At 64.2% G+C, this 25913-nt stretch carries 17 protein-coding genes; 10 read left to right on the forward strand and 7 right to left on the reverse strand.

Annotation, left to right across the window (positions count from 1 at the left end):
• Nucleotides 1-313: 313 nt before the first annotated feature.
• From CR103_RS06600 to CR103_RS06615, 4 genes are all read right to left on the reverse strand, one after another.
• Entirely contained in the window at nt 314-2188 is a 1875-nt protein-coding gene (locus tag CR103_RS06600; protein WP_099915214.1) for a DUF885 domain-containing protein, read from the reverse strand.
• Nucleotides 2189-2348: 160 nt separating this feature from the next.
• Nucleotides 2349-2834, reverse strand: a complete 486-nt coding sequence (locus tag CR103_RS06605) for a hypothetical protein (RefSeq protein ID WP_099915279.1) — start codon at nt 2832-2834, stop codon at nt 2349-2351.
• 69 nt (nt 2835-2903) lie between these two features.
• The gene (locus tag CR103_RS06610) at nt 2904-7034 is read right to left on the reverse strand and encodes a DEAD/DEAH box helicase (RefSeq protein ID WP_099915215.1); all 4131 of its coding nucleotides are present in this window, start codon (nt 7032-7034) and stop codon (nt 2904-2906) included.
• Nucleotides 7031-9034 carry a prolyl oligopeptidase family serine peptidase gene (locus CR103_RS06615; RefSeq protein ID WP_099915216.1) on the reverse strand — a complete coding sequence of 668 codons (2004 nt, stop codon included), beginning with the start codon at nt 9032-9034 and terminating at the stop codon, nt 7031-7033. The genes CR103_RS06610 and CR103_RS06615 overlap by 4 nt, the downstream gene beginning before the upstream one ends.
• A gap of 194 nt (nt 9035-9228) precedes the next feature.
• On the opposite strand from CR103_RS06615, the gene hemE reads away from it, so the two are divergent.
• Complete coding sequence (gene hemE / locus CR103_RS06620) at nt 9229-10311, forward strand: uroporphyrinogen decarboxylase (RefSeq protein WP_099915280.1); 1083 nt, start codon at nt 9229-9231, stop codon at nt 10309-10311.
• Between the two features lie 752 nt (nt 10312-11063).
• Complete coding sequence (locus CR103_RS06630) at nt 11064-13094, forward strand: primosomal protein N' (protein ID WP_099915218.1); 2031 nt, start codon at nt 11064-11066, stop codon at nt 13092-13094.
• Nucleotides 13095-13115: 21 nt separating this feature from the next.
• Here CR103_RS06630 and CR103_RS06635 read toward each other — a convergent pair whose 3' ends face one another.
• A complete protein-coding gene (locus CR103_RS06635) occupies nt 13116-15182 on the reverse strand; it encodes a TonB-dependent receptor (protein ID WP_099915281.1) in 2067 nt (688 codons plus the stop codon).
• Between the two features lie 416 nt (nt 15183-15598).
• Here CR103_RS06635 and CR103_RS06640 point away from each other — a divergent pair, with 416 nt between their 5' ends.
• From CR103_RS06640 to CR103_RS06655, 4 genes are all read left to right on the forward strand, one after another.
• Complete coding sequence (locus tag CR103_RS06640) at nt 15599-17872, forward strand: TonB-dependent receptor (RefSeq protein ID WP_229442827.1); 2274 nt, start codon at nt 15599-15601, stop codon at nt 17870-17872.
• A gap of 29 nt (nt 17873-17901) precedes the next feature.
• Nucleotides 17902-19047 (forward strand): alpha-hydroxy acid oxidase, encoded by a 1146-nt coding sequence (locus tag CR103_RS06645; RefSeq protein ID WP_099915220.1) that lies wholly within the window; start codon nt 17902-17904, stop codon nt 19045-19047.
• Between the two features lie 17 nt (nt 19048-19064).
• The gene (locus tag CR103_RS06650; RefSeq protein WP_099915221.1) at nt 19065-19748 is read left to right on the forward strand and encodes a Fe2+-dependent dioxygenase; all 684 of its coding nucleotides are present in this window, start codon (nt 19065-19067) and stop codon (nt 19746-19748) included.
• 156 nt (nt 19749-19904) lie between these two features.
• The gene (locus CR103_RS06655) at nt 19905-21368 is read left to right on the forward strand and encodes a dihydrolipoyl dehydrogenase (RefSeq protein WP_099915282.1); all 1464 of its coding nucleotides are present in this window, start codon (nt 19905-19907) and stop codon (nt 21366-21368) included.
• Between the two features lie 20 nt (nt 21369-21388).
• Here CR103_RS06655 and CR103_RS06660 read toward each other — a convergent pair whose 3' ends face one another.
• Complete coding sequence (locus CR103_RS06660; RefSeq protein WP_099915222.1) at nt 21389-21874, reverse strand: SRPBCC family protein; 486 nt, start codon at nt 21872-21874, stop codon at nt 21389-21391.
• A 76-nt stretch (nt 21875-21950) separates the two neighbouring features.
• Between CR103_RS06660 and CR103_RS23825 the strand changes: the two genes are divergently transcribed.
• From CR103_RS23825 to CR103_RS06670, 3 genes are all read left to right on the forward strand, one after another.
• Nucleotides 21951-22082 carry a hypothetical protein gene (locus CR103_RS23825; RefSeq protein WP_267873976.1) on the forward strand — a complete coding sequence of 44 codons (132 nt, stop codon included), beginning with the start codon at nt 21951-21953 and terminating at the stop codon, nt 22080-22082.
• 164 nt (nt 22083-22246) lie between these two features.
• Complete coding sequence (locus CR103_RS06665; protein WP_218968447.1) at nt 22247-23047, forward strand: hypothetical protein; 801 nt, start codon at nt 22247-22249, stop codon at nt 23045-23047.
• 131 nt (nt 23048-23178) lie between these two features.
• A complete protein-coding gene (locus CR103_RS06670; protein WP_099915224.1) occupies nt 23179-25245 on the forward strand; it encodes a UvrD-helicase domain-containing protein in 2067 nt (688 codons plus the stop codon).
• 27 nt (nt 25246-25272) lie between these two features.
• Here CR103_RS06670 and CR103_RS06675 read toward each other — a convergent pair whose 3' ends face one another.
• A complete protein-coding gene (locus CR103_RS06675) occupies nt 25273-25548 on the reverse strand; it encodes a hypothetical protein (protein WP_099915225.1) in 276 nt (91 codons plus the stop codon).
• A gap of 116 nt (nt 25549-25664) precedes the next feature.
• Between CR103_RS06675 and CR103_RS06680 the strand changes: the two genes are divergently transcribed.
• Complete coding sequence (locus CR103_RS06680) at nt 25665-25898, forward strand: SlyX family protein (RefSeq protein WP_229442828.1); 234 nt, start codon at nt 25665-25667, stop codon at nt 25896-25898.
• Nucleotides 25899-25913 lie beyond the last annotated feature (15 nt).

Below are 25913 nucleotides of genomic sequence, written 5' to 3' on the forward strand. Positions count from 1 at the left end.
GCCGGGAAGATCAGGCGCATGGCCCTTGTCGCACGCTACGCCTGGTCATCAATAGCGTGACCAGGTTGATCAGTGCGGCCGTGGCTAGCCAATCACGGGTGGGCCGCCCACTGCCGGTAGCAGTGTTGTTCGCGCCAAAGCCGGTTACCGTCAAGGTCGGCGGACGGGCGGGAAATGCATCGTCGTCGAGCGGTTCAACATGATCGACCGGACGCGTTACGAGCCGTATGGACTTGCTGCCGGCAAGACAACGCCGCGATGGGCTTTACCGGACATGTTGTTGAAAAAGCGCAGCGGCGACGGCGCCAGTTGATTACTGCATCAGCTCCCTGATGACCTTCACCGGCGCGTTGCCGTAGCCAAGAAACTGTTCATGAAAGTCTTTCAGCACGAACTTCGACCCGAGCGCCTGCTTGCGCTGCTCGCGCAGTTCCATGATTTCGCTGTAGCCGCTGAAGTAGCTGGTCAGCTGGACCGAGGACAGCTGCACCCGGCGCCATTTTTCGCCCGCTTCGGCCGGCGTCTGAAACGCCTGGCGCACCAGCAGGTCCATCGCCTGCGGCTGCGTCATGCCCTGCACGTGGACGCCGTAGTCGAGGATGGTGTTGGTCACGCTGCGCAGGTTCCACTTGGCGTACATCAGCCACATCTCGGGGGCGTTGTCGCCGTAGCCCGATTCGAGCATCATGCGCTCGGCGTACACCGCCCAGCCTTCGATCATGGCGCCGTTGCCGAACAAGGATTTGATCAGCGATGGCGACTTGTTGGCGTACACCAGCTGGGCGTAATGGCCGGGGATCGCTTCGTGGATGTTCAGAATTTGCAGGATCCAGGTGTTGTACTCGCGCAGGGTGCTTTCGGCCTCCTGCGCCGTCAGGCTGGTGAGCGGCGTGACGTTATAAAAAGTGCGGTCCTGCGGACGGTACGGGCCGGGCGCGTCGATGCTGGCGCCGGCCACACCGCGCTGGTACAGGGGCGTTTCGCGCACTTCGAGCGGGCGCTTCGGGTCGAGGTTCAGCAGGTTGTTCTTGACCACAAACTCCTGCAGCTGGCCGATCTGGCGGCGAATCTCGGGAAAAAAATCTTCGCGCGCGACGTGGCTGGCCGAGAGTTTGTCGATCACCATGCCGATTTTCCGGGTGCGGTCGGCCGGTTTGGCGGCGCTGCCCATGGTTTTGGTCCACAGTTCGTCGGCCAGCTTATCCATCCGCCCCAGCAGTTCCTCACGCGCGCCCAACGCCTTCTGGTAAGTCTGCTCGGCGGTGCTGGCGGACTGGATGTCGAAGCCGAACTTCGTTTCGTACAGGTCCTTGCCAAGCCTGAACGAGCGCGCGCTGTGCGTCGCCTGCTGACGCTTGTCCAGATCGGTGAGGAAATCGAGGTAACCGATCAGCGCGCTGCCGGCGTTGGCGATGCGCTGCGCGAAGATGGCTTTTTCCTGCTGCGTGAGGATCGATTCCTGCGCCGCCTTGCCAAGATCGGCCAGCACCGTCATCACGCCCGGCGCCTGGGCGATCGCCAGTTGCGTGTGTTCGTGGGTCGGGTTGACAAGACTGGCCTGCGCCGCCAGGTAGTAGGCCGGCACGTTGGCGATGCGCCTGAGCAGGGTGCGCAGGCGCTGCGGCTTGGCGGCGTAATCGGTGGTGAGGATCAAATCGATCGGTTGGGCGATGTTGTACAACGCCGGGTTCCATTCGTGCTCGCGCAAGGTCGCCAGGTGCCAGCGGTCAGCCTTCACCTTGTTGAGCACCAGTGTCAGGTCGGTGCGCTGTTTGGACGACAACTGGCGCGCGTCGATCTTCCCAAACCTTTGCAGCCACTCGTCGGCGAAGGTAATCCGGTGGGCGCGGGTGGCGGCGTTGGGAATCGTCAGGCCGGCGGCGCCGTCGAATTTGCCGGACGAAATCGCACTTTCCGGATCGAGCTTCCACAAGGCGTTCAGGAACCTCTGGCTGGTGCTGTCCATCCAGCGGTCCGACTTGCGTTCGGTCGGGACGGACGATAGGTCAACTGCAACCGGGGCAGCTTCAGGCTTGACCGTTTTGCCGCGCGCCGGCTTAGCCGGCTTAGCCGACTTAATCGACTTGCTCGATGCCGGCTTGCCGTTTTTTTTCGACTTGGCGGCGCTTGCCGGCGCCAGTGCGAACGCCGCCAGCAGGACAGCGAGCGCAATTTTCGTTTTCATCATCGTGTTCGGCCTTGTAAATAGGGGAGCAGCGCGCGCGCCTGATCGGCAGCAGGACAGCGGGACCAGGCGGCGGGCGTCAGGTTAGCATCAATGGCGCCGATTGCGCAGGCCGGTAACAATTGGAATCAGGTTGGCGCCAGGGGCCGGCCGCATCGGTCCCTTACTCGATCGCATTGGTGCGCAGCAGCTCCTGCTGGCAGGCGTTGAGGGTGGTGACGGCAGCCTTGCCGCGGCCGATATTGGTCAGCACGATTTCGCCGCCCTTGGTATAGCGGTGGCCGATGCGCACCGTGTAGGAACCGGTGACCCAGCTCCAGAAGCCCGGCTCGAAAGTCGCTTCGTCCATGTCGCGCCACTTCACGCCGGACACGCCTTTTTTCCACGGCAGCACGCCCGAATAGGTCCACACGCCGACGTCGTCGTAGTAAAGCTGCACGCTGCGCAGCAGCAGCAGGCGGTAGCCGACGACCAGCGCCGAGACGATGAACACCACGCCGGCGGCGATCTCGTTCCACATGAACGCGACCGGCAGCAGGCCGAAAAACAGCAGCGCCGCCAGCACCAGCGTGCCGAAATAGGCGATCCACGATTTGGTGCCGACCACGTGGGCGCGGTCCGGGGGGGCCGATGCGTTGTCTTCTTCCATGCCGGAGGCCTCGCCGTTAAAAATCGCATGATTGCACAAAAATTGCCGGCTGCGCCGAAAAAGAATCTGCTAGCGTAGTCCTTCTTGAAGCATTCTCAGCATGTCGCCCGGCGACATCCGCGCCGACAGGTCCGATCCCTCCAGCAGGCTATCGGCCAGGTCGCGCTTGTGCTTGTGCAGTTCGACGATGCCTTCCTCGATGGTGTGGCGCGCCACCAGCCGGTAGATCGTCACCGGCCGCTGCTGGCCCATGCGGTGGGCGCGGTCGGAAGCCTGGTCTTCGACCGCCGGATTCCACCATGGGTCCATGTGGATCACGTAGTCGGCCGCGGTCAGGTTGATGCCGACGCCACCCGCTTTCAGGCTGATCAAAAATACGTCGCCCTTGCCGGCCTGGAAGGCGTCGACCCGCTTTTTACGCTCCAGCATCGGCGTGGCGCCATCCAGGTACTGGTAAGCGATGCCGCGCGCGTCCAAATGCTGGCGGATCAAGGTCAAGTGGTCGACGAACTGGCTGAACACCAGCACCTTGTGGCGGTTCTCCAGCAGCTCGTCGAGCAGGCGCGCGAACACCGCCAGCTTGCTGCTGGCCAGTCCCAGTTCGGGCGCCACCAGCTGCGGATTGCAGCAGGCGCGGCGCAGCTTCATCATCTCGGCCAGGATCTGGATCGACTTCTGGCTGGCCGGCGCTTCCATCGACGCCAGCTTGTCGAGCGCGTCGCGGCGCAGTGATTCGTACAGCGCCGTTTCCTCGGCCGTCAGGTCGACCGGCAGCACGATCTCGGTGCGCGGCGGCAGTTCGGCCAGCACCTGCGCCTTGGTGCGGCGCAAAATGAATGGCTGGATCAGACGCCGCAGGCGGATGCGGGCACTCGCCTCGGCGCGCTTGTCCTGCGCCTTTTCGATCGGGCCGGCGAAACGCAACTGGAACTGGTCGCTGGTGCCGAGCAGGCCCGGATTGATGAAGCGGAACAGGTTCCACAGCTCGCCCAGATGGTTCTCCAGCGGCGTGCCGGTAGCCACCATCCGGAAGTCGCCCTGCAGGGCCATCACCGCCTGCGAACGTTTCGTCGCGTTGTTCTTGATCGCCTGCGCTTCGTCGAGCACGATGGTGTGCCATTTTACTTTGGCGAACGAGGCCGCCTCCAGCTGCAGCAGGCCGTAGCTGGCGATCACCAGATCGAACGGCTCCACCGCGTCCAGCATCGCAGCGCGGTCGCCGGCGCCGAATAATTTTACTTTCAAGGTCGGCGCGAATTTTTCCGCTTCGGCGATCCAGTTCATGCACACCGACGTCGGCGCGATCACCAGGGTCGGCCCCTGCGGCGCGCGCGCCAGCATCAGCGCCAGCGCCTGCACCGTCTTGCCGAGCCCCATGTCGTCGGCCAGGCAGGCGCCCACGCCCCAGTGGGCGAGGCGCGCCAGCCACTGGTAGCCTTCCAGCTGGTAGTCGCGCAATTCAGCTTGCAAGGTGCTCGGCAGCTGCGGCGTGAAACTGGTGCTGTCGGCCAGGCGTTTCACATGGCCCTTCCACAGCTTGTCGGCCTTGACGCCGCCGGCGTCCAGCGCCAATTCTTCGAGTGCGAAGCTGGCCAGCGGGTGCACCCGCACGCCATCAATGGTGCTGTCGCCGAACGAGGCCAGCTCCATCAGGCGCCGGTGCAGCTCGGAGCTGAGCGCCATGAACTGATTGTCGCCGAGCGGCACAAAGCGCCCCTCGCCCGAGCGCAGCATGTCGAGCAGCGCGCGCAGGTCCATGATGCGCGTCTCGTCGATCTGCACTTCGCCGTTGGCGGCAAACCATTCCTTGTCGCGCCTGATGGTCAGGCGCACCGACTTTGAATCGACTTTTTTGCCGACCCCGAACGATTCGCCTTCCGGCCAGGCCACCAGCACCTTGGCCGGATCGAGTTCCTGCAGTTCGGTGAGCAGCTCGAGGGCTGGAATCGGCTGGCCGAGCAGCCATTCGCCGTGCTCGGGCTCGGCGTGCTCGAGGCTATGGCAGGCGCCAATCAGCTGGCGCTCCGCTTCGCGCTCGGCGTTCAGGTCGCGGCGCGCCTCGACGCGCACGCCACCGACGTCGGCGATCACGCTGTCGGCGCCGCTGCCGGGCGGGTAGTAGGCGCCGGCGCCGGGCAGCGGGCGCACCAGCACCTGCATTTTCAGGCCTTGCTGGTACGGCAGCAGGTGCACGTGCAGGCGCGGGTCGGCCTCGACCTGGTCGATGTCGGCCGCGCTGCCACCGATGTCGGACTGCACCGTAACGATCGACGAGATGGCGCTGATCGCCTTTAATACCTGCTTTTCGGCGTGCAGCGGCACCACCAGGCCGGCGCCGACGATGGCGCCGATGCGGCGGTGCTCGGCGGTGATGCGCACCACCCGCAGCCGGGTCGGCGTTTCCTTCGTCACGCAGACGTCTTCGGCGCTGTCCGGCAACGGCGGCTGCAAGGTGATGGTGACAGTGCCGCCGCGTGCCTTGATCAGCAGTTCCGGCTCGCCCGGCAGCAGTTCGAGGCGCGTGCCGGGCGCATCGATCCAGTACAGCAGCGGGTGGCCCACCAGCACGGCAACCGCCTTGTCCATCTCGAATTCAAAGCGCGTGCCGCTTTGGCTGTAGTATTTGAAACCCTGGATGGTCGATGCCACCGCGAGGTCCTGGGCGCTGAGAAATTCGAGCTCGCGCGCCTCTTCCGACAAGCGCTTGAGGCCGACCGCGCGGCCGCGGCTCCAGCCGCCCTGGGCGTCGCGCTTCTGCTCGCGCGGCTCAAGGCTGTTGACGCCCATGTGCGCGTCGTACCCAATCATCCACACCAGGCGCGATTCCTTCACCGCCTCGACGTTCAGCGCCGGCTGCAGGTTGATCAGCGCATTGAGCTGGCGCTGCCACGGTTCCTCCCGTTCTAACCAGGTGGTGAGGTCGGCCAAGTGGTGGCGCTGGCGCAGCGCAATGGCTTGCTGCTCGCGCCCGACGTCTTTCATGTGGCCGAGCAGGGCGCCAAGCTGGGCCGCGACCAGGTCGAAGCCGGCCTCCAGCGCCTGGTTCGTCATCTGTTCGAGCGCCTCATGCTTACCAGCCAATTGGGGCAGCGCCAGCCAGTAATGCATCAGGGCGCGGAACATGAACGGCTGTAGCGCCGTTTCCCAGTTCCGCGACGGCAGCACCGCCGGGTCGACGATGCCAGCGCGGATCTGGCGCAGCATGGCCAGTTGCTGGTACACCGCGGTGTCGTGGCCTTGCACGGCGCGGGTGGCGATGTCGAGGTAGGCTTCGGCCAGCTTGGCGTGTTTCGGCTCGCCGCTCCTGATCAGCGCCAGCACGTACAGGTGACCGCCAATGCCCTCGAAGACGGCCTTGCGCTTGCCGGTCTCCTTGCGCAGCGCCTTGAGCGCTTTGTCGAACATCGGCAACGCCTCGTCGTGACGCTCGCGCAGCAGCAGGATCATGGCGCGGAAATACAGCAGCTGCGAATCGTCCAGGTTCTCGAGCACGCTTTCGGCGTCATCCAGCCGTCCGCATAAAATCAGGTACTCGGCCAGCGCGATGCGCAGCGCCATCGACGCGCCATTTTGGGCGGCGAAGGCGAGGGCGAAGCTGCACAGCATCGGTGCGGTGGCCGGTTCGCGCTGGGCGTTGGCGACCAGCACCGCCAGTATGTGGTGCTGGAGCTCGGTGTGGATCAGCTCGAACAGCGCCGGCTCGAACGGCCGCGCGCAAATGTCGACCAGCGGATGCAGGTAGAGCGCTTCATGGCAGGCCAGGCACGCTTCGATCAAAGGCGCGACGGTGCGTGCGTCCTCGCCCCCGATCAACGCCATGCGCAGCAGCGCCACGCCCTGGCGGTAGCTGCGCAGCACGACCGCGCCTTCCCAGTTGAGGCGTAACGGGTTGACTTTTTCGTACACGCTGCATAGCGTCTGGAACATGTCGTTGTCGATCGCCGTGCGGATCGCCGGCCACACGGCGTCAGGCGCGATCGCCACACCGCGTCCGATCGATTCGGTGACGATGGCTGCCGCCTTGAGCAGCCTGAGGTCGTCGCCGAGCGTGGTGGACGGGATCACGATGCCCATCTCTGCCAGGTGCAGGACGATGCGCGATGCTGCCATCGGCTCGCCGGCCAGCGCCAGCAGCGCCGCGATCAGTTTCTGGGTATCGGTAAAGGCGTCGAGCCGGTGCTGCACACTGCTTGTCGTCATGCGGTTTCCGGCAGATTGTCGATGGCGATCCGCGCCAGCGGTTCGGGCGCCGAAGGGCCGGACCCCGACGTGTCGGACCACTCGATGTTCAACACGCGCCGGTAGAAATACAGCTCCGCCTCGAGCGTGCGCACGATGCTGTCGGCCTTGCGAAAGCCATGGCCTTCGCCTTCGAGCGTGAGGTAGGCAACCGGCACGCCGGCGGTGCGCAGCGCATTGACCATGACTTCCGATTGCGGCGGCGGCACCACCTTGTCGTCGAGGCCCTGGAAAAATATCATCGGGCGCTTGAGCTGGTCGGCGTGGTTGATGGGCGAGCGCAGCAGGTACAGCGTCTCGGCTTCCGGCTGCGGCGCGATCAGGTAGTCGTTGTAATGCGACTCGAACTTGTGCGAGTCCTGGTCCAGGCCCTTCAGGTCGGACACGCCGTAATAGCTGGCGCCGGCCTTGAAGAGGTCGTGAAAAGTCAGTGCGCATAGGGTGGTGAGGCCGCCGGCGCTGCCGCCGCGGATCACCAGCCGGTCCGCATCGACCGTGCCGCGCTGAACCAGGTAGCGCGCGCCGGCGACGCAATCGTCGACGTCGACCACGCCCCACTGGCCCTTGAGGGCGTCGCGGTAGGCGCGCCCGAAGCCGCTGCTGCCGCCGTAGTTCACGTCGAGCACGGCGAAACCGCGGCTGGTCCAGTACTGGGTCGCCAGTTTCAAGGTGTTGGTCGCCATGCTGGTCGGCCCGCCGTGGCTGATCACCATCAGCGGCGGCTTGGCTGCGGGGGCCGCCTGGTACTGCGCGTTGCGCGGCGGGTAATAAAAGGCGTGCGCCATCCGGTTACCGCTGGTCGGGTAGCTGATATTTTCCGGCACCGACAGGCCGGCCTCGTCGGGCAGTTCACGGATCGAGCGCGCCAGCACTTCGTGTTCGCCCGTATAGAGGTCCATTCTCGCCAGTTCGACCGGGATGGTCGGCGCGCCGCCGAGGAAGGCGACGACACTGCCGGCCACGCGCAGGTGGCGGATTTCCTGGTACGGGTTGGCGATCGGCTGCAGCTTGCCGGTCGCGCACGACAGCTGCGCCAGCCGGCTGATGCCGTTCTCTATATAGGTGCAGATGATTTCCTCGTCCGAGCGGAAGCCGTACGTCGAATCGCCGAACGACCAGTGCGGCATGCCGAATTCGGCGGCGCGCTGGCACAGCGGCTGGACGGCTACCCCGGCTCCGGTCGCGGCCAACCGGTACAGGTTCCACCAGCCGCTACGGTCAAGAACGAAATGCAGCACGCCGGCGGGCGACCATTCCGGCTGGCAGACCGATTCGTCGACGCCGCCGGCGACCAGGCGCGCGTTGGCCAGGCTGCCTGCCGCGTCAACGTCGGCCAGCCATAGCTCGGTCCCCTGCCACGGCATGCGCGGGTGATTCCAGCTCAGCCAGGCGAGCTGGCTGCCGTCGGGCGACAGCCGCGGCGCGGCATAGAAGTCGCTGCCTGCGACCAATACCGTCTGCACGCCATCGAGGCCGACCGCGTCGATGGTGTTGACCGGGTAACTGGCGCCGGCGCCGGCGCCGGCGTGGTCTTCGCACACGCTGATCAGGCGTTGGCGTGCGCGGTCGAGCACGAAATCGGCGTAGCGCCGGGTGCCTTCGGCGGTAAGCGCCACCGGCGCGGTCGATGTGTCGGCGTCGCTTGTTACGTACAGGCGGTTGTCGGCAAAATTGGAAAAATACGCAACGCCGTCGGCCACCAGCAACGCGCCGCCACCGTATTCGTGCACGCGGGTGCGCACGTTGAACGGCGCCGGTGTCAGTTCGACGACGTCGGCGCCGCGCTGGCGCAGCAAGGTGGTGCGTCCGCCCTCGCTGGCGCGGCCAGCCAGCCAGCAGACGTCGGCGCCGTCGAGCGCGACCTGCGACAGCGGCGCGGCGCCGGCGGCGACGATGGCGGCGCTGATCGGCGAAGGCCAGGCGCCGCAGGTGGCGCTTTGTTTGCTGTTCGATACTGTCATGGGGAGTTCAATCGGTAGGCGGCGTTATGACATGATAGATAATCCGGCGCAAAACATCCAGCGCCGTTCCAGCGGAGACCGGGCAGAGACCGGGCAGAGATGCGGCAGAGTTCGGGCAACGGCGCGCAAGCGGCCCGGCTGCCCGGCCGGACAATGCGATAATAACGCCTTTCTTCAAGCAACTGATGCCCGCCATGCCACAATTCGCTCCGCTCCAGAACGACACCTTCCTGCGCGCGCTGCTGCGCCAGCCCACCGATTACACGCCGGTGTGGCTGATGCGCCAGGCCGGCCGCTACCTGCCAGAATACCGCGCCACGCGCGCGCGCGCCGGGTCGTTTCTGGGCCTGGCGAAAAACCCCGACTACGCCACCGAAGTCACGCTGCAGCCGATCGACCGCTACCCGCTTGACGCTTCGATCCTGTTTTCCGACATCCTGACGGTACCGGATGCGATGGGCCTGGGCCTGTATTTCGTCGATGGCGAGGGGCCGAAATTCGAGCGCCCGCTGCGCACCGAAGAGGACGTGATGAAGCTGCGCGCGCCCGACCTTGCCTCGCTCGACTACGTGTTCAAGGCGGTCACCCAGATCCGCACCGAACTGAACGGCCGGGTGCCGCTGATCGGTTTTTCGGGCAGCCCGTGGACGCTGGCATGCTACATGGTCGAAGGCGGCGGCTCGAAGGAGTTTCATACCATTAAGAAAATGGCGTACAACCGGCCCGACCTGATGCACCACATCCTGGCCACCAACGCTGCCGCCGTGGCGCAATACCTCAATGCCCAGATCGACGCCGGCGCGCAAGCGGTGATGATTTTCGATTCCTGGGGCGGGGCGCTGGCAGACGGCGCCTACCAAGAGTTTTCGCTCGATTATATGCAGCAAGTGATCGGCCAGCTCAAGCGCGAGAAAGACGGCGTGCGCATTCCCGCCGTCGTCTTCACCAAGGGTGGCGGCCTGTGGCTCGACCAGATCGCCGACATCGGCGCCGACGCGGTCGGCCTCGACTGGACCGTCAACCTCGGCCGCGCGCGCGCGCTGGTCGGCCACAAGGTGGCGCTGCAGGGCAACCTCGATCCGGCCATCCTGTTTGCCAGCGGCGAGCAGATCCGTGCCGAAGTAGAGCGTTCGCTGACCTCGTACGGCGTACCGTCGACCGGGTCCGGCCACGTGTTCAACCTCGGCCACGGCATTTCGCAGTTCACGCCGCCTGAAGCGGTCACCGCGATGGTGGAAGCGGTGCACTGCTTCAGCCGGGCCCAGCGCGCCACCTGATGTAGTTTGATTACGTGGCCGGCGCAGACAAACCAGTTTCCGGCGCGATTTTCAGCCCCGCGCGCCATGGTTGGATAGGCTGAAAATCACACTTATGCACAAATTTCAAAACTGCAAGCGTGGGCCGCCCGTGGCGGACGCGGATTTTTTCGGTGATGCCAAGTACTTGATTTTAAAGCGAAATTAATTTAATGCAATGCAGCACAAAAGCCGTGCCGGCGCTTGCGCCTAGAGGGAAAACCGGGTTTTTCCGACTTTGTCCACAAAGTTATCAACAGGCAGTGTGGATAAAACTGGAAAGTCGTGCGTTTACCGGGACTTAGCGTAATAGTTAAAGTTTTACCTGAAGAGTGTGCTGCGTTGCATAATATTTTATTATCGCCTTGACGGCAATCCTGGCCTGGAGCGGTGGAAATATCTTGCGCGCAGCACCCGGCCTCGATGCGGCGTGCCAAACGTGCCCGTTCGCGCTAGCGGCAACTACATCGATGTCATCCGGCTCTGCAGTTATGCACAATCTGGCAGCGATAAACCGGTTGAGCATCCTCCTTCGACAGAAATTGCAAGTGGTTGATTCCAAAAGAAATTTTTTATTGATTTTGTGTGGATGAGTTACTCTCTTGATTTACAACAAACTTTTCGATGGGGCTGGTTCGGGATTGTCCACAAAGTTGTCCACATGCTGGCCGTGATTTCCCGCCGCCGCGCGGCGCCTTGAAGCGCGCTTGAATCCAGTTTTAAAACAGGCCCCGATGGCGTACTGCATCCTCACTATCGCGCTCGATACGCCGTTGAACAGCTGCTTCGACTACCGCTGGCCATGCGCGCCCGGCGCCGAGCCGCTGGCCGGACAACTGGCGCAGGTCAGTTTCGGGCACCGCGAGGTAGTCGGACTCATTGTCAACGTGGGCGATCGCACCGATGTCCCGGCCGACAAGCTCAAAGACGCGATCGCCGTGCGCAGCCAGCTGACGCCCCTGTCCGGCGACTGGCTGGCGCTGGCCGCCTTCGCCGCTGACTATTACCAGCGCCCGCTGGGCGAAGTGGCGCTGCCCGGGGTGCCAAAGAACTTGCGCGTCTTGACCACCGTGGCGCTCGACCGCGCCATCAAGAAGTTGGCTAAACTGGGCGCATCGGGCGCTGCTTCGGACGCCACGGCAATCGACACGCCGCCGCTCAACGGCGCCCAGCAGATTGCCACCGACGCCATCGGCGGCGCCGTCGGCTTCACTCCGATTTTGCTGTACGGCGTCACCGGCAGCGGCAAGACCGAGGTCTACCTGCAGGCCTGCGCCCAGGTGCTGGCGCGCGACGCCAACGCCCAGATCCTGATTCTGGTCCCCGAGATCAATCTGACGCCCCAGCTCGAGGGCAATATCCGGGCCCGTTTCCCGGGCCTGACGCTGGCGACCTTGCACAGCAGCCTGTCCGAAGGCGAGCGCATGCTGCACTGGCTGGCCGCTCACCAGGGCCAGGCCCGCATCATCCTCGGCACCCGGCTGGCGATCCTCGCCTCGCTGCCGCACCTGCAGCTGATCGTCATCGACGAGGAGCACGACCCTTCGTACAAACAGCAAGAAGGGCTGCGCTATTCGGCGCGCGACCTGGCGGTATGGCGCGCGCGCCAGCTGGCGATCCCGGTCGTGCTCGGTTCGGCCACGCCGTCGCTCGAGAGCTGGCACCACGCCGGTTCTAGACGCTACCGCAAGCTCGAGCTGCGCGAACGGGCCGTCAAGGACGCGGTGCTGCCGCGCGTAAAACTGCTCGACATGGAAAAGGACAAGCCGAAGGACGGCCTGACCTCGCACCTGGTGGCGGCACTGCGCCAGCGCATCGAGCGCGGCGAGCAATCGCTGCTGTTTTTGAACCGGCGCGGGTATGCCCCGGTGATCACCTGCGAGACGTGCGGCTGGATCAGCGAATGCACCCGCTGCACCGCCTTCATGGTGCTGCACAAGCCCGAGAGCCGGCTGCGCTGCCACCACTGCAGCCTGGAGCTGCGCATCCCGCGCAACTGCCCGACCTGCGGCAACGTCGACATTGCCCCGCTCGGGCGCGGCACCCAGCGCGTCGAGGAAGGCCTGCGCGAGCTGTTTCCGCAGGCGCGCATCTTGCGCATCGACGCCGACTCGACCCGCAAGAAGGGCAGCGCGCAGGCCGCCTTCGACAGCGTCCACCGCGGCGAGGTCGACATCCTGATCGGCACCCAGATGGTCGCCAAGGGCCACGATTTCAAGCAGCTTACCCTGGTCGGCATCCTCAACCCCGACACCGCCCTGTTCTCGCACGACTACCGCGCCAGCGAACGGCTGTTCGCCCAGCTGATGCAGGTGGCCGGACGTGCCGGGCGCGCCGCGCGCAATGAAGGCGGCAGCGTCAGCGAGGTGCTGGTGCAGACCCGCTACGTCGCCCATCCGCTGTATGCGGCGGTCGTAGGCCACGACTACGACCGCTTCGCCACCAGCCTGCTCGAAGAGCGCAGGCAGGCCGCGCTGCCGCCGTACATGTACCAGGCCCTGCTGCGCGCCGAAGCGCGCGAACTGGCCGTCGCCATCGAATTTCTCGAGCAGGCGCGCGACTGCCTGGCGCATCAGGGCATCACGCTCCACGACCCGATCCCGATGACGATGACGCGCGTGCACAACGTCGACCGCGCCCAGCTGCTGGTGGAATCTTGCTCGCGGCCGGCCCTGCAGGCTTTTTTGAAGGCGTGGCTGGCGCTGCTGCGCGACATCAAAAGCCGGGTCAAATGGTCGCTGGAAGTCGATCCGCTCGATATTTAGCGCAATACCCGGCCCCTGAACTCAAAAATTGGCAATCAGGTTGGCCCGCAGCGAGCGCGATTCGATCGGATGAAAATGCACGTCGAATTTGCCCTCGGCCGCTTCGCCCGGCAGGCGCGACCGATAAGCGTAGTCGATCGCCGAATCGCGCCGGCCGGTCACATTGTAGATTTCCACCGCCAGCCGCAGCCTTGGCGAAAACTTGTAGCCGACGCGGGCGTTGATGGTGGAAGTCGCCTTCGAACGCACGCTGTTGTCTTCGATGAGCGGCCGTGGGCCGAAGTAGCGCAGCTGCACGGCGCCGAACCACGGACCGATGTTGTCAACCGTCAGCGCCAAGGAAGCGACGCCTTCGACCGAGCCGGGAATGTAGGCGCCCGCCGGATCGGCATCGCGGTAGCGGGTGCGCGCGTACGCGATGTCGCCATCGACGGTCAGCCACGTAGCGAGCTTGTAATAATTGGACAGCTCGACGCCGGTGCGCCGGCTCGGCCGGCCGGTATCGGCCGTCGAACCGGCGTCACCGGCAAACAGCAGCTCCGAGTTGTAATCGAGCCGGTACAGCGCCAGGCTGGTTTGCAGGCCGCGCACCAGCTCGCTGCGCACACCGAGTTCAAGGCCGCGCGCCGGCACGATGGGCGCTTCGCGCGTTGCCGGCATATCAGGATTTTTCGGGTCGACGCGGATCGTCGTGCCGCGCGCGTCGTTGCTGTGAAAGCCGCGGCCGAGGCTGACGTAGTACTCGGTCTTGTTCCACGGCCCGAAAACCAGGCTCAGTTTCGGGCTGGCCTGGTGCGCGCTGGCGGTGCCGGAGTTGAGCGCCAGTTGGCTGGCGACGTCATTGTGATAGTAGTCCTCGCGCACCCCGAGCACGCTGCGAAACCACGGCGCCCATGTGATCGCATTTTGCACATACACCCCGGCCGAGCGTTGGCGCACATGGTCTTCGCGCGTGGTGGCCAGGCGCACACGCGATTGCGTATCGTGCAGGCCGTTGTGGATATTGTCGCTTTGCAGTTGCACGCCGACCGTGGTTTCGGACGGCCGGTTGAACAGCGTTCCACGCCACCAATGGCTGGCATTGAAGCCGAGCGTGATACGCCGGTCGGGCTGGTTGAACTGGTCGCCGGTGGCGGGATGGTCGAGGAAATAAGTAAAGTTCGAATACAGGTCGAGCTGGTTGCCTACGATGTAGACATTGGCCTTGGTCGATGCATCGTCGCCGCTGCGGCTCCATGCTGCCGACAGGCTGTAGCGATGCGCTTTGCCGCCGTCAGTCGGATCGATCGTGTCGAAGCGGTTTTGCAGCAGGCCGCTGTCGATGGCGCGCTGGGCAATCTGGTCGCTTGCATTCCAGTGCGCCTTGTAACCCATCAAAGTGACATTAAAACCGTTCGTATCGCTGCCATCGCTGTAGCGCACAAGCGCATTGATCTTGCGGAAGCCATCCGGGTGAATGAACGGCCCGTCGTTGCGAAACAACTCCAGCGCGTACAGCAGGTTGCCGTTGCCGAGCTTTGGCGAATCGGCCAGCAAGGTGCGAGCGTAGCCATTCTGGCCGATGCCGGCGGCGGCGATGCCCTGCGCCAGCGTATTGACGTAATTGACGCTGACCGCGCCGGCCGCCGCGAAATCGCCCTGTTCGGCGCTGTACGGTCCCTTGGCATAGTCGAGCGACGACGCCAGTTCGGGAATCATGAAATTGAGGTCGGTCCAGCCCTGGCCGTGGGCGTGGCTGCGCTGGTTCACCAGCATGCCATCGATGGTGGTGCGCAAATCGGTGCCGTGATCGAGATTGAGGCCGCGCAGGTAAAACTGGTTCGCCTTGCCCTCGCCGCTGTGCTGGCTGACGATCAGACCCGGCGTTGCTTCCAGCAATTCGCCAGGCCGGTACACGGTGCGCGCTTCGAGCTGCTTTTGGGAGACCACGCCGGTGCTGGCGGTGTCGGCCACACCAAGCCCGGTTGGCCGCGAACCCTCCACCACGACGGTGGCCACGGGCGTGGCGGGATCCTGCGCCAGGACAGGTGTACTGAACAAACAGGCAAGCGCAATGGCCAGTGGCGTGCGTGCTGCGCAGCAATGCATACGGAATCCAATCATGATGTGCATACGACAAATTCGAAAATATCATACAGTTTTACGTTGCCCGCACGATAACGGATTCACTTATTTACAGGATCGAATTTATAGGCAAGTAATGGGTAGAAAGGCGAGAGCGCCCTGACGCTGCAAACAAGTTATAACCGCGGCAACTGTCGGCAGCCGGATTGGCCGCGTTTTTATTTGAATGCGAATGAGAGTGATTCTTATCTACATATTAAGCAGCCTTGGCTATACTGAGTTGCATATCTTTCAACCATTCAATAAAACCCCAGGGAGCGCATCTTGAAGCATCAGCCGGCACGTCAGCCAAAAAGCCTTCGCAGCACCAACGCCACAGCGTCAAATTCGATGCGCAAGACCAGCCTGGCGATGGGTATTTCGGGCGCGATGCTGATGCCGTGGGTGGCAATCGCCCAAAGCGCGCCAAGCGGGCCGGCCGCACCAGGGCGCCGCCTCAATCCCAGGTCCAGTCGATGGGTCAAGTGCTCATCTACGGTAAAGCGCTCGATCCGAACCCGAACGCCGAAGTGGGCGCACCGTACAAGGCAAAGACCTCGGGCGACGCGCGCCATACGCGCCCGCTGGCCGAAACGCCACAGACCATCGCCGTCATCACCAAGGCGGCGATCGACGACTCCGGCCTGACGGACCTGAAACAGATCCTCGGCGCACAGCCCGGGATCACGCTTGGCACGGGCGAAAACGGTAACGCCTTCGGCGACCGCTACATCATCCGTGGCCAGGAAGCGCGCAGCGACGTGTTCGTCGACGGCCTGCGCGATCCGGGCATGACGACGCGCGAGAGCTTCGCCATCGAGCAGCTTGAAATTTCGAAAGGCCCCAATTCTAGCTTCGCCGGACGCGGCACCGCCGGCGGCGCGATCAACGCGATCACCAAGCAGGCCACGCTCGACAAGGATTTCTCGCGGGCTTCAGTCGGCTTTGGCACCGACCAGCACAAGCGCTTCTCGGCCGACGTCAACAAGGGCTTCGGCGACCATTTCGCGGTGCGCGCCAACCTGCTGCACAGCATTGAGAACGTACCGGAGCGCGCGCCGGCCGATCGCAGCCGCAAGGGCATTGCGATGTCGGGCCTGTGGGAAGCGGACCGCGACCTGTCCGTCACGCTCGACTATTACGGTCTGCGTACCAAGGACAATTCGCCAGACCTGGGCTACTACCTGGTCGGCGTCGCGCCAAACCGGGTGCCGGCCAAAAATGTGCCGGTCTACGCCCAGGCCGGCGACTTCCTCGCCTCCGGCGTCGACACCCTGACCGCGCGCGTCAACTGGAACATCGCGCCGGCCCTGACCTTGACCAGCCTGACCCGCTACGGCAAGTCCGCCAATGCGTACGTCACCACCGGCGCCAACAGCGCGACCCGCGTCAACAACGTGACCGGCCTGGCCTACACCAACGTCGCGCTCGATGGCGGCCACACCGGCTGGCAGGACGTCGACTATTTCGCCCACCAGAGCAACCTGCGCTGGGACAAGCAGCTGATGGGCGTAAAGCACGAATTCATTTTCGGCGCGAAGTATGCCCACCATCAGGTCGTTTCCGGTAACTACGCAATCACCAACAGCGGCGCCTTCAACTGCAAGAGCACGACCGGCGTCGGCGCCAACAACGGCTTCTGCTTTGCCGACGGCAATGGCACGCCGGTGGCCAATTTGCGGACGCTGGCCGGGCGCAGCACCACGCGGCTAGGCTGGAACCAGGACTGGCAGGTCAAGACGCTTGCGCTTACCGCCATGGATACGGTCGACCTGACCGAGCGCCTGACAGCGTTCGCCGGCCTGCGCGCCGATCATTTCGACCTGTCGCTGGTACGCCGCAACAACCTCACCGCCGCCATCGCCGGCGATTACGGTTACAAGGACACGCTGGTGAACGGCCACTTCGGCCTGTCCTACAAGGTGCTGCCCAAGCTGATCGTGTACGGCAGCGCGGCCAGCGCCCAGGACATCAATGGCGGCGAAGCTGACTCCGGCACCAACAGCGGCTACGGCGGCGCGGTGTTGTACGGCAACTCGATCGCCGGCGCCAAGCCTGAAACCTCGATCAACCTCGAACTGGGCGCCAAGTGGAACCTGTTCGACGACAAGCTGCTGGCGACCGCGGCGGTTTTCCAGACCAGGAAATCGGACGTCATGGAAGGCGCCAACTACAACACGGTAGGCACTTTCAATACCGGCAAGAACCGCGTACGCGGCGTCGAATTCGGCGTCAGCGGCGACGTCACCGAGAAGCTGTCGGCGCAGGCCGGCGCGGCGTTCCTCAACTCGCAGGTACTCGATTCGTTCACTCCTGCCAATATCGGCCGGCCAGTGGCCAACTTCGCCGAAAGGTCGCTCTCGGCCCAGCTCAAGTACCAGCTGACGAATACGTTTTCGTTCGGCGCTGCGGCGCGCCACGAAAGCGACCGCTGCGGCGGCCAGGCCGACACCGCCGCCGTCTACACGCTGACCGGCGACTGCGCACAACCGATGCCGTCCTTTTCGGTGTTCGACGTGTTTGCCGCCTACCGGTTTTCCAGGAAGCTCGATCTGCGCCTGAACGTGCTCAACGTCGGCAACAAGGACTTCTTTACGGCGGTCTACCGCTCCGGCGCCTTCCTGTACAAGGGCGACGCGCGCGCGGTGCGGCTTACGTTCAACTACGAAATTTGACGACCTCAACGGCAAAACATTTCCCCGCCATGAACCCCGCCACCGCCAGCTTTCAAGCGCCCCTCGGCCAGATACCGCCGCAGATAGGCTGCGCCCGGGATTACGAGGTGCTGGCGCGCCGCTTCATGGCGCCACCCAGTTACGAATACGTCGCCGGTGGCAGCGGCACGGACCTCACCGTGGCCGCCAACCTGTCCGCTTTCACGCGATGGGCTCTATACCCGCGCCTGCTGCGCGACGTCGGCGCCGGCCATACGGCGGTCACCATCAACGGCGAACGCTTTGCCCATCCAATTTTTTTGGCGCCGGTCGCCTTCCAGAAGCTGGCCCATGCGGGCGGCGAGATCGACACAGCGCGCGCCGCCCACGCCACCGATACCTGCCTGGTCGCCAGCACGCTGTCGTCGTGCCCGCTGGAAGACGTAGCGCGCGTGGCCGGGCCGCATCGCTGGTTCCAACTGTATTTTCAGGCGCGCCGCGAAGACACGCTCGACCTGCTCGAACGCGCCGCGCAAGAGGGCTACGGCGCCATCGTGGTGACGCTCGACGCGACCATCCAGGCCGCCAGCCTGCGCGCGCTGCGGGCCGGTTTTCGCATGCCGGCCGATTGCGCCGCGGCCAACCTGCGCGGCCATCCGCCCGCCCCCACAGTGGAACTGAAAGCCGGTGACAGCCGTATCTTCCAGGGTGTAATGGCGTCTGGCCAGGCGCCGACCTGGCGCGACCTCGCGTGGCTCCTGGGCGAGACAACGCTGCCGGTATGGGTCAAGGGCGTGCTGCATCCGCATGATGCCTGCGCATTGGCGGCGGCGGGAGTGGCCGGCCTGGTGGTGTCGAACCATGGTGGGCGCGGCCTCGACGGCGCGATCGCCAGCCTGGACGCACTGCCGGCGATCCGCGCCGCCCTCGAGCCGGGCTTCCCCTTGCTGCTCGACGGCGGCATCCGGTCCGGCGCGGATGTCTTTAAGGCGCTGGCGCTGGGCGCCGATGCGGTCATGATCGGGCGCCTGCAAATGTATGCGCTCAGCGTGGCCGGCGCGCTCGGCGTCGCCCACATGCTGACGTTGCTGCGCGAAGAACTGGAAGTGTGCATGGCACTGACCGGCTGCGCCACCGTAGCCGACGTCAGGCCCGACGCGCTGGCGCGTATTGTTTCAATCGCAGCAGAAAAATAAGCAAGGACAATGACCCCATGCTGATCATCATCGACAAGGTATTGAGCGGCGACGAAGTGCGCCAGTTTCGCGCCCGCCTGGACGGCGCTGCATGGGACAAGGGCGTTGCCAGCGCCGGCTCGCTGGCACGCACCGTCAAGCACAACGAGCAGCTTGACGACAGCCATGAAATTGCCGTCAGCCTGGGCCAGCACCTGCTGCGCCGGCTCGGCAACTATCCGCTGTTCGTTTCGGCCGCCTTGCCACGTAAAATCTATCCGCCCAAATTCAACCGCTACGCCGCCGGCGCAGAGTACGGCACCCATGTCGACAGCGCCGTGATGCACGTTCCCGGCACCGGCGCCAGCCTGCGCACCGACCTGGCCGCCACCGTGTTTTTGGCCGGGCCGGACGAATACGAGGGCGGCGAACTTGAAATCGACGGCCAGTTCGGCGTGCAGACGGTCAAGCTGGCTGCCGGCGCCATGGTGCTGTACCCGGCGTCGAGCCTGCACCGGGTGACGCCGGTGACGCGCGGCGCCAGGGTCGCATCGTTCTTCTGGATCGAAAGCCTGGTCGGCGACGAGGCTGCGCGCAGCTTGCTGTTCGACCTCGACCAGACTATCCAGTCGCTGACCCCGGCGCTGGCGGCGGACCGCGAAAACTTGCTCAGACTGACCGGCATTTACCATAACCTGTTGCGCCGTTGGGCGATCACCTGAGTTTCAACCGGCGTACGCTGTAAAGCTGGCCCGGGTGCTGCTGATATTGATCGCGCTGCACGTCGACGATGAGCGTTCAATGACGTCGCAAGCGTTTGCGGCGGGCCACAGCGTATCATGGGGGCGCTCAACGAATCGCACATCGGGAAATTCACCATGACCACACTTGAAGTCGACGTCGACGTCGACGTCGCCGTCATCGGCGCTGGCACCGCCGGCCTGGCCGCCTACCGCGCCGCCGTGGCGCAAGGCAAGCGCGCGCTGCTGATCGAAGGCGGGCCGTACGGCACCACCTGCGCCCGCGTTGGCTGCATGCCGAGCAAATTGCTGATCGCCGCTGCCGAGGCCGCCCACATGCTGCAGGCGGCGCCTGGCTTCGGCGTGCATCCGGGCGTCATCCGCATCGACGGCCGCGCGGTGATGGCGCGGGTGCAGCGCGAGCGCGACCGTTTCGTCGGCTTCGTGCTCGACAGCGTCAACGGCATCCCCGAGCGCGACAAGCTGCGCGGCCATGCCCGTTTTACGGGCCCGCAGACGCTGGTAGTAGAGGGTGAGCACGACACGCACACCACCGTCAACGCCTCGCGCATCGTGATCGCCACCGGTTCGACCCCGATCAAAGTGCCGATGCTGGTCAACGGCGGGCCGGGCGTCATCACCAGCGGCGACGTCTTCGAACTGACTGATTTGCCCGGCTCGATGGCGGTGATCGGCACCGGCGTGATCGGCCTCGAACTGGGCCAGGCCATGGCCCGGCTCGGGGTGCGCGTCAGTATCTTCGCCCGCGGCGGCACTGTCGCCCAGATCAGCGATCCGGAAGTGCTGCACGTGGCCAGCAAAGCCCTGGGGGCCGACCTCGACATCCGTTTCCAGAACCTGATCGTCGATGCCGTGCCGGACGGCGCCGGCGTGAGGCTGACCACCCGCGACGCCGCCGGCTTTGAGCAAATCGAACGCTTCGACTACGTGCTGCAGGCGGCCGGCCGCGTGGCAAACGTGGGCGGCATCGGCATCGAGCACACCGGCCTGGTGCTGGACGGTGCCGGCATCCCGCTGTTCGACCGCACGACGATGCAGTGCGGCGCCAGCCACATCTTCATTGCCGGCGACGCCGACAACGAGCGCACGGTACTGCCGGAGGCGGCCGACGAGGGCCGGATCGCCGGCGACAACGCCGGCCGCTATCCCGACGTGCGCCCGGGCCTGCGCCGCACGCCGCTGATAATTGCTTTTACCGAGCCGCAAATCGCCACCCTCGGCGCCAGCTACCGGCAACTGTGCGCCGAGGGCAGGCCCAAGTTTGCGGTCGGCACGGTGTCGTTCGAAAACCAGGGCCGCAGCCGGGTGATGCTGCAAAACCAAGGCATGCTGCGGGTCTATGCCGAGTACGGCAGCGGCCGCTTTTTGGGCGCCGAAATGATCGGCCCGCGCGCCGAACACATAGGCCACCTGCTGGCGTGGGCCTGCCAGGCGCGGATGACGGTCGACCAGATGCTCGACATGCCGTTTTATCACCCCGTGGTGGAGGAGGGCGCGCGCACGGCGCTGCGCGCGCTGCACGCCGAACTGACCAGGGACGCCGCCGGTTTCGTGCCGGCCGGCGACGAGCCGGGCGAGTAGTCGTTAATTAATTCAGCTATTTAATTCAGGTAGCCGGCATCGAGCCGGCCCTCGGCCGCCAATTCGCGCAAGATGCGGATGGTGTCGATGTCCGCCTCCTGGTAGGCCGACTTCTTGAACTCGTCGTACATGGCGTTGGCCGCATCGGTGGCGGCGTCGTGGCCGTCGTCGTAGCGAAAGCGCACGAACAGCAGGTGTTCATCGGGCGCCTCGATCGTCACCGACAGGCTCGAGGCGCTGATGTCGCCTTGCTGGTGGACGTCGTAGCGCACTTCGCGCAGCGGCGTCAGGATCACGCGGTCGTCGATGCGCAGCTCGCCGAAGCGGCGGTTGCGGCGAAAGCCTTCGCTGTTGCGTTCGGTGATGGTGCATTCGTCAAGGTGGGGCACGAACAGCTTGGGCGACTGTGCGTGCAGTACCAGCCCGTGCCACAGCTGCTCGCGGCTCAACGGGTCGATGAGCGGGTTGAGCGGGTCGTTAATTTCAATCAGGTGTTCAAATTTCATGGTGCAAGGTCTCAAGATTGGGTGCCAAGGCAGGGTGCAAAGGCGCGCGCGGTGCCTGACAGCCGAATGGTAACCCATGCCGGTTTCGCCAGCCGCCACTGAAACGACGCCGTCGCAGAACCGCGAGGGCAGGAAAGACCGTCTCGATGCGCAGATCCGCCTGTTTGACAGCCTGTGCGCCACGGCCGCCGCGGCCGCGCGGCAATAATATCTTGTAGAACTTACAAAATGGTAACAAGTTCCTGATTGCAACCTACGGCCTGATGTCCGACACTTGCAACATCGACATTCTTGGTAATCATCATGCAAACTCAGCGCGTTACCTCTCAGCTCCCGGGCATCGTAACGGCGAGGAATTGGCTGCTCGAACACGTGCCCCTGACCGACTCGATGGCTGGTTATGAGCTGTTCCTCAAGCTTGCCAACGACTGTCGCGAGGGCCGGGAAATTCCCCTCGGCGCGCTGCTGGCCGGCATGCCCCATCCGGAACCGGTATTGCTGGATGAGGTCGGCAAAATGGAAGCGGCCGGCTTGCTGACCCGTCCGGCCACCAGGGCGGGGACCATCGCCTATGTACCGACTCCACAGTTCCTTGCGCTGCTACGGCAATTCAGCGCCCAGTTCGGCAGCCAGTCCATCTTGCGCGATCAGCAGTTGCTGGTAGTCGCCCAGGACGGCCCCATGCACGACTTCGCCGTCACCCTGTACGATAATTTCTACGACCTCGGCTGGCTCTACTTGCACAACTTCGGCACCGCCTGTTTCCTGCTATCCTCGCTCGTCGCGCGCGTCGCCACTGCGCACGGCTACCGTGCCCGCATCGAGTCGTGCGACGTCGAGATCGCGAAAGGACAGGGGCGTTATCTGCTGGGTGCGCAAGGCCATGCAAAAGCCGGCCAGATCGACGGCCACACGGTATGCATCCTGGAGGAGTGCATGCTGGTCGACTTTGGCCTGGGCAACGTGCGGCGCAACTACCGATGCGATTTTCCCTGGGCGCTGGCCTGCGGCTACCAGCCGGAGGCGGCCATGCTGGGCGGAATCGCGCTGGCCAGCGGCGAGACTGTCATCTGGAAAAACGATTGGCAGTCGCCTGGCGCCGAGGCCAAACTGGTGCGCGACGCGCCCCACCTCGATACGCTGTACCAGCAGTACCACGCCAGGTTTGGCTAAATACCCACCCGGGATACATTGTGGTTATGGCGAAATCGCCAGCAGGGCAGGGGCATAAGGGGTGGCGCCGTCGTACCGGCGACGCCCGAAGAGTTACAATGGTGGGCTGTTTTCCCGAAAGAATTTTCCTGATGTCCACCGCCCCCAAGTTCGGCCTCAACGTCCCCCAGAGCGAAGCGGTGATCTACCTCGACGGCCCGTGCCTGGTGCTGGCCGGCGCCGGATCCGGCAAGACGCGCGTGATCACCCAGAAGATCGCCCACCTGATCGAGGACCGCGGCTACGATCCGCGCACCATCGCCGCGCTGACTTTTACCAACAAGGCCGCGCTGGAGATGCAGGAGCGCATCGCCAAGCTGCTCAAGCAGCCGAAACAGGCCAAGCAGCTGACGGTGTCGACGTTTCACTCGCTGGGCGTGCGGATTTTGCGCCAGGAAGCGAACGGCGTCGGGCTGAAAGACAAGTTTTCGATCATGGACAGCGACGACTGCTTCGGCCTGGTGCAAGACCTGGCGATCACCACCGACAAGCAGCTGATCCGCCGCATCCAGAACGCGATCTCGCTGTGGAAGAACGGGCTGATCGACCCGGAAGACGCGATCCGCAACGCCGTCGATGAGGACGAGGCGCAGGCGGCGCGGGTGTTTCGCAGCTACGTGGCGACCTTGTCGGCCTACCAGGCGGTCGACTTCGACGACCTGATCCGCCTGCCGGTCGAGCTGTTTCGCAACAGCGAGGCGATCCGCGACAAGTGGCAGCGCCGCCTGCGCTACCTGCTGATGGACGAGTATCAGGACACCAATACCTGCCAGTACGAGCTGGTCAAGCTGCTCGTCACCGGCATCAACAAGAAGCCGATGTTTACGGCGGTGGGCGACGACGACCAGGCGATCTACGCCTGGCGCGGCGCCTCGGTCGAAAATTTGCTGACCCTGCAGACCGATTTCCCCGACCTGCGGGTCATCAAACTGGAACAGAATTACCGCTCGACGACGCGCATTTTGCAGTCGGCCAACGCGGTCATTTCGAACAATCCGAAGATGTTCGAAAAATCGCTGTGGTCCGAACATGGCCTGGGCGAGCCGATCCGCGTGCTCGGCATGCAAAACGACGACCAGGAAGCCGAGCAGGTGGCGATCATGATCTCGGCCGACCGTTTTCAGCGCAAGAACAAGTGGTCCGATTACGCCATTTTGTACCGCGGCAACCACCAGGCCCGCGTCATCGAGCAGTCGCTGCGCAAGGAGCGCATTCCGTACACGATTTCCGGCGGCCAGAGTTTTTTCGACAAGGCCGAAATAAAAGACATCATCAGCTACCTGCGCCTGGTCGCCAACGAGAACGACGACCCGGCGTTCATTCGCGCCGTCACCACGCCCAAGCGCGGCGTCGGCATGGCGACGCTGGAAGTGCTGGGCGCGCTGTCGAAGCAGTGGAATTGTTCGCTGTTCGCGGCGGTGTTCAAGGGCGGCCTGGAGGCCAAGCTGGCCGACCGCCAGTTGCTGCCGTTGCGTGAATTCTGCAATTTCATCAACAACCTCGAGTCGCGCGCCAGCCGTCCCGGCCCGGCCGGCAGCGGCGAGAACGCCGCCGCCGTGCTCGACGACATGATGAAGGAAATCTGTTACGAATCGTATTTGTACGACAGCTTCGACGACCGCGCCGCGCAAGGTAAATGGAGCAACGTGCTCGAGTTCACCAACTGGCTCAAGGAGCGCGGCTGCGGCGGCAAGGACAAGTCGGGAGAAGAAAAAAACCTGCTCGAACTGACGCAGATGGTTGCCTTGATGACGATGTTGGAAGGCAAGGACGAGGAACCCGACGCGGTGCGCATGTCGACCTTGCACGCTTCGAAGGGACTGGAGTTTCCGCACGTGTTTCTGGTCGGCGTCGAAGAAGGGATTTTGCCGCACAAGGGCGACCCGGATGCGTCGGTCGAAACCATCGGCGCGCGCGTGCAGGAAGAGCGGCGCCTGATGTACGTCGGCATTACGCGGGCCCAGCGCACCTTGCACATCACCTGGTGCAAGCAGCGCAAGCGCGCGGGCGAACAGATCCATTGCGACCCGTCGCGCTTTATCAAGGAAATGGCGCTCGACGTCGGCGATGCGGTGCCGACCGAAGCAGAAAAGATCTCGCCGAAGGACCGGCTGGCCAGCTTGAAGGCGTTGCTGGCGACGCCCAAGCCGGCAGCGTGACGGTTATGGCGGGTTAGAAATAAATTTTCAGCGGCGAATGCCGTAGGCGTCATGGTGACCACGCCGCAGGTGCGGCTCGAACAACACGCGCAAGGCGATCGAGCGTGCGATGGCGTTGTTGTCGAGGTATTCGGCAGCTGCAGGCGTGCCCAGCATCGCCTGCAGGATGATGCCGACCTCGATTTTTTGGGCCGTCAGCGTGTCCGGCCGGCCGGTTGCCCGCAAGGTGGGCGGCGCGGGCGTGTTTTCGCCATGGGCTTCAGTGGCCGGCGGGTCGATCGAATTGGTAGAAAAAGTTTCCATGCGTACATGTTGCACGGGAAATCTTACATGGTCGTTACGTTAGCGCTCATTTTCGTGCAACAATTTTAAGCGCGCCGGCGGGTGGCATAATGGCGGTTTTGCATCAGGGGCATGCCGTGAGTATTGAAGAACATGTTGAAAACCGCGTTGAAGATCGATTCGTCGATATCGAAATCAAGCTGGCCCACCAGGAAGACACGGTCGAGCAGCTGAACCAGGTGGTGTACGCGCAAAGCCGCCGGATCGACCAGCTCGCAGCGATGGTCGGCCAACTTGCCGAACACATCCGCAACAACGCCCAGTCCGGTCCGAACCTGGGCGCGGGCGGCGAAAAACCACCTCATTATTGAGCGGGCTCTGGCGGC

Source organism: Massilia psychrophila, from assembly GCF_002760665.1.
GTDB lineage: Bacteria > Pseudomonadota > Gammaproteobacteria > Burkholderiales > Burkholderiaceae_D > JAFCUW01.

Coding starts and splice junctions, on each gene's coding strand:
- CR103_RS06600 (WP_099915214.1), bottom strand. CDS start 2,188: ATGATGAAAACGAAAATTGCGCTCGCTGTCCTGCTGGCGGCGTTCGCA.
- CR103_RS06605 (WP_099915279.1), bottom strand. CDS start 2,834: ATGGAAGAAGACAACGCATCGGCCCCCCCGGACCGCGCCCACGTGGTC.
- CR103_RS06610 (WP_099915215.1), bottom strand. CDS start 7,034: ATGACGACAAGCAGTGTGCAGCACCGGCTCGACGCCTTTACCGATACC.
- CR103_RS06615 (WP_099915216.1), bottom strand. CDS start 9,034: ATGACAGTATCGAACAGCAAACAAAGCGCCACCTGCGGCGCCTGGCCT.
- hemE (WP_099915280.1), top strand. CDS start 9,229: ATGCCACAATTCGCTCCGCTCCAGAACGACACCTTCCTGCGCGCGCTG.
- CR103_RS06630 (WP_099915218.1), top strand. CDS start 11,064: ATGGCGTACTGCATCCTCACTATCGCGCTCGATACGCCGTTGAACAGC.
- CR103_RS06635 (WP_099915281.1), bottom strand. CDS start 15,182: ATGCATTGCTGCGCAGCACGCACGCCACTGGCCATTGCGCTTGCCTGT.
- CR103_RS06645 (WP_099915220.1), top strand. CDS start 17,902: ATGAACCCCGCCACCGCCAGCTTTCAAGCGCCCCTCGGCCAGATACCG.
- CR103_RS06650 (WP_099915221.1), top strand. CDS start 19,065: ATGCTGATCATCATCGACAAGGTATTGAGCGGCGACGAAGTGCGCCAG.
- CR103_RS06655 (WP_099915282.1), top strand. CDS start 19,905: ATGACCACACTTGAAGTCGACGTCGACGTCGACGTCGCCGTCATCGGC.
- CR103_RS06660 (WP_099915222.1), bottom strand. CDS start 21,874: ATGAAATTTGAACACCTGATTGAAATTAACGACCCGCTCAACCCGCTC.
- CR103_RS23825 (WP_267873976.1), top strand. CDS start 21,951: ATGCCGGTTTCGCCAGCCGCCACTGAAACGACGCCGTCGCAGAACCGC.
- CR103_RS06670 (WP_099915224.1), top strand. CDS start 23,179: ATGTCCACCGCCCCCAAGTTCGGCCTCAACGTCCCCCAGAGCGAAGCG.
- CR103_RS06675 (WP_099915225.1), bottom strand. CDS start 25,548: ATGGAAACTTTTTCTACCAATTCGATCGACCCGCCGGCCACTGAAGCC.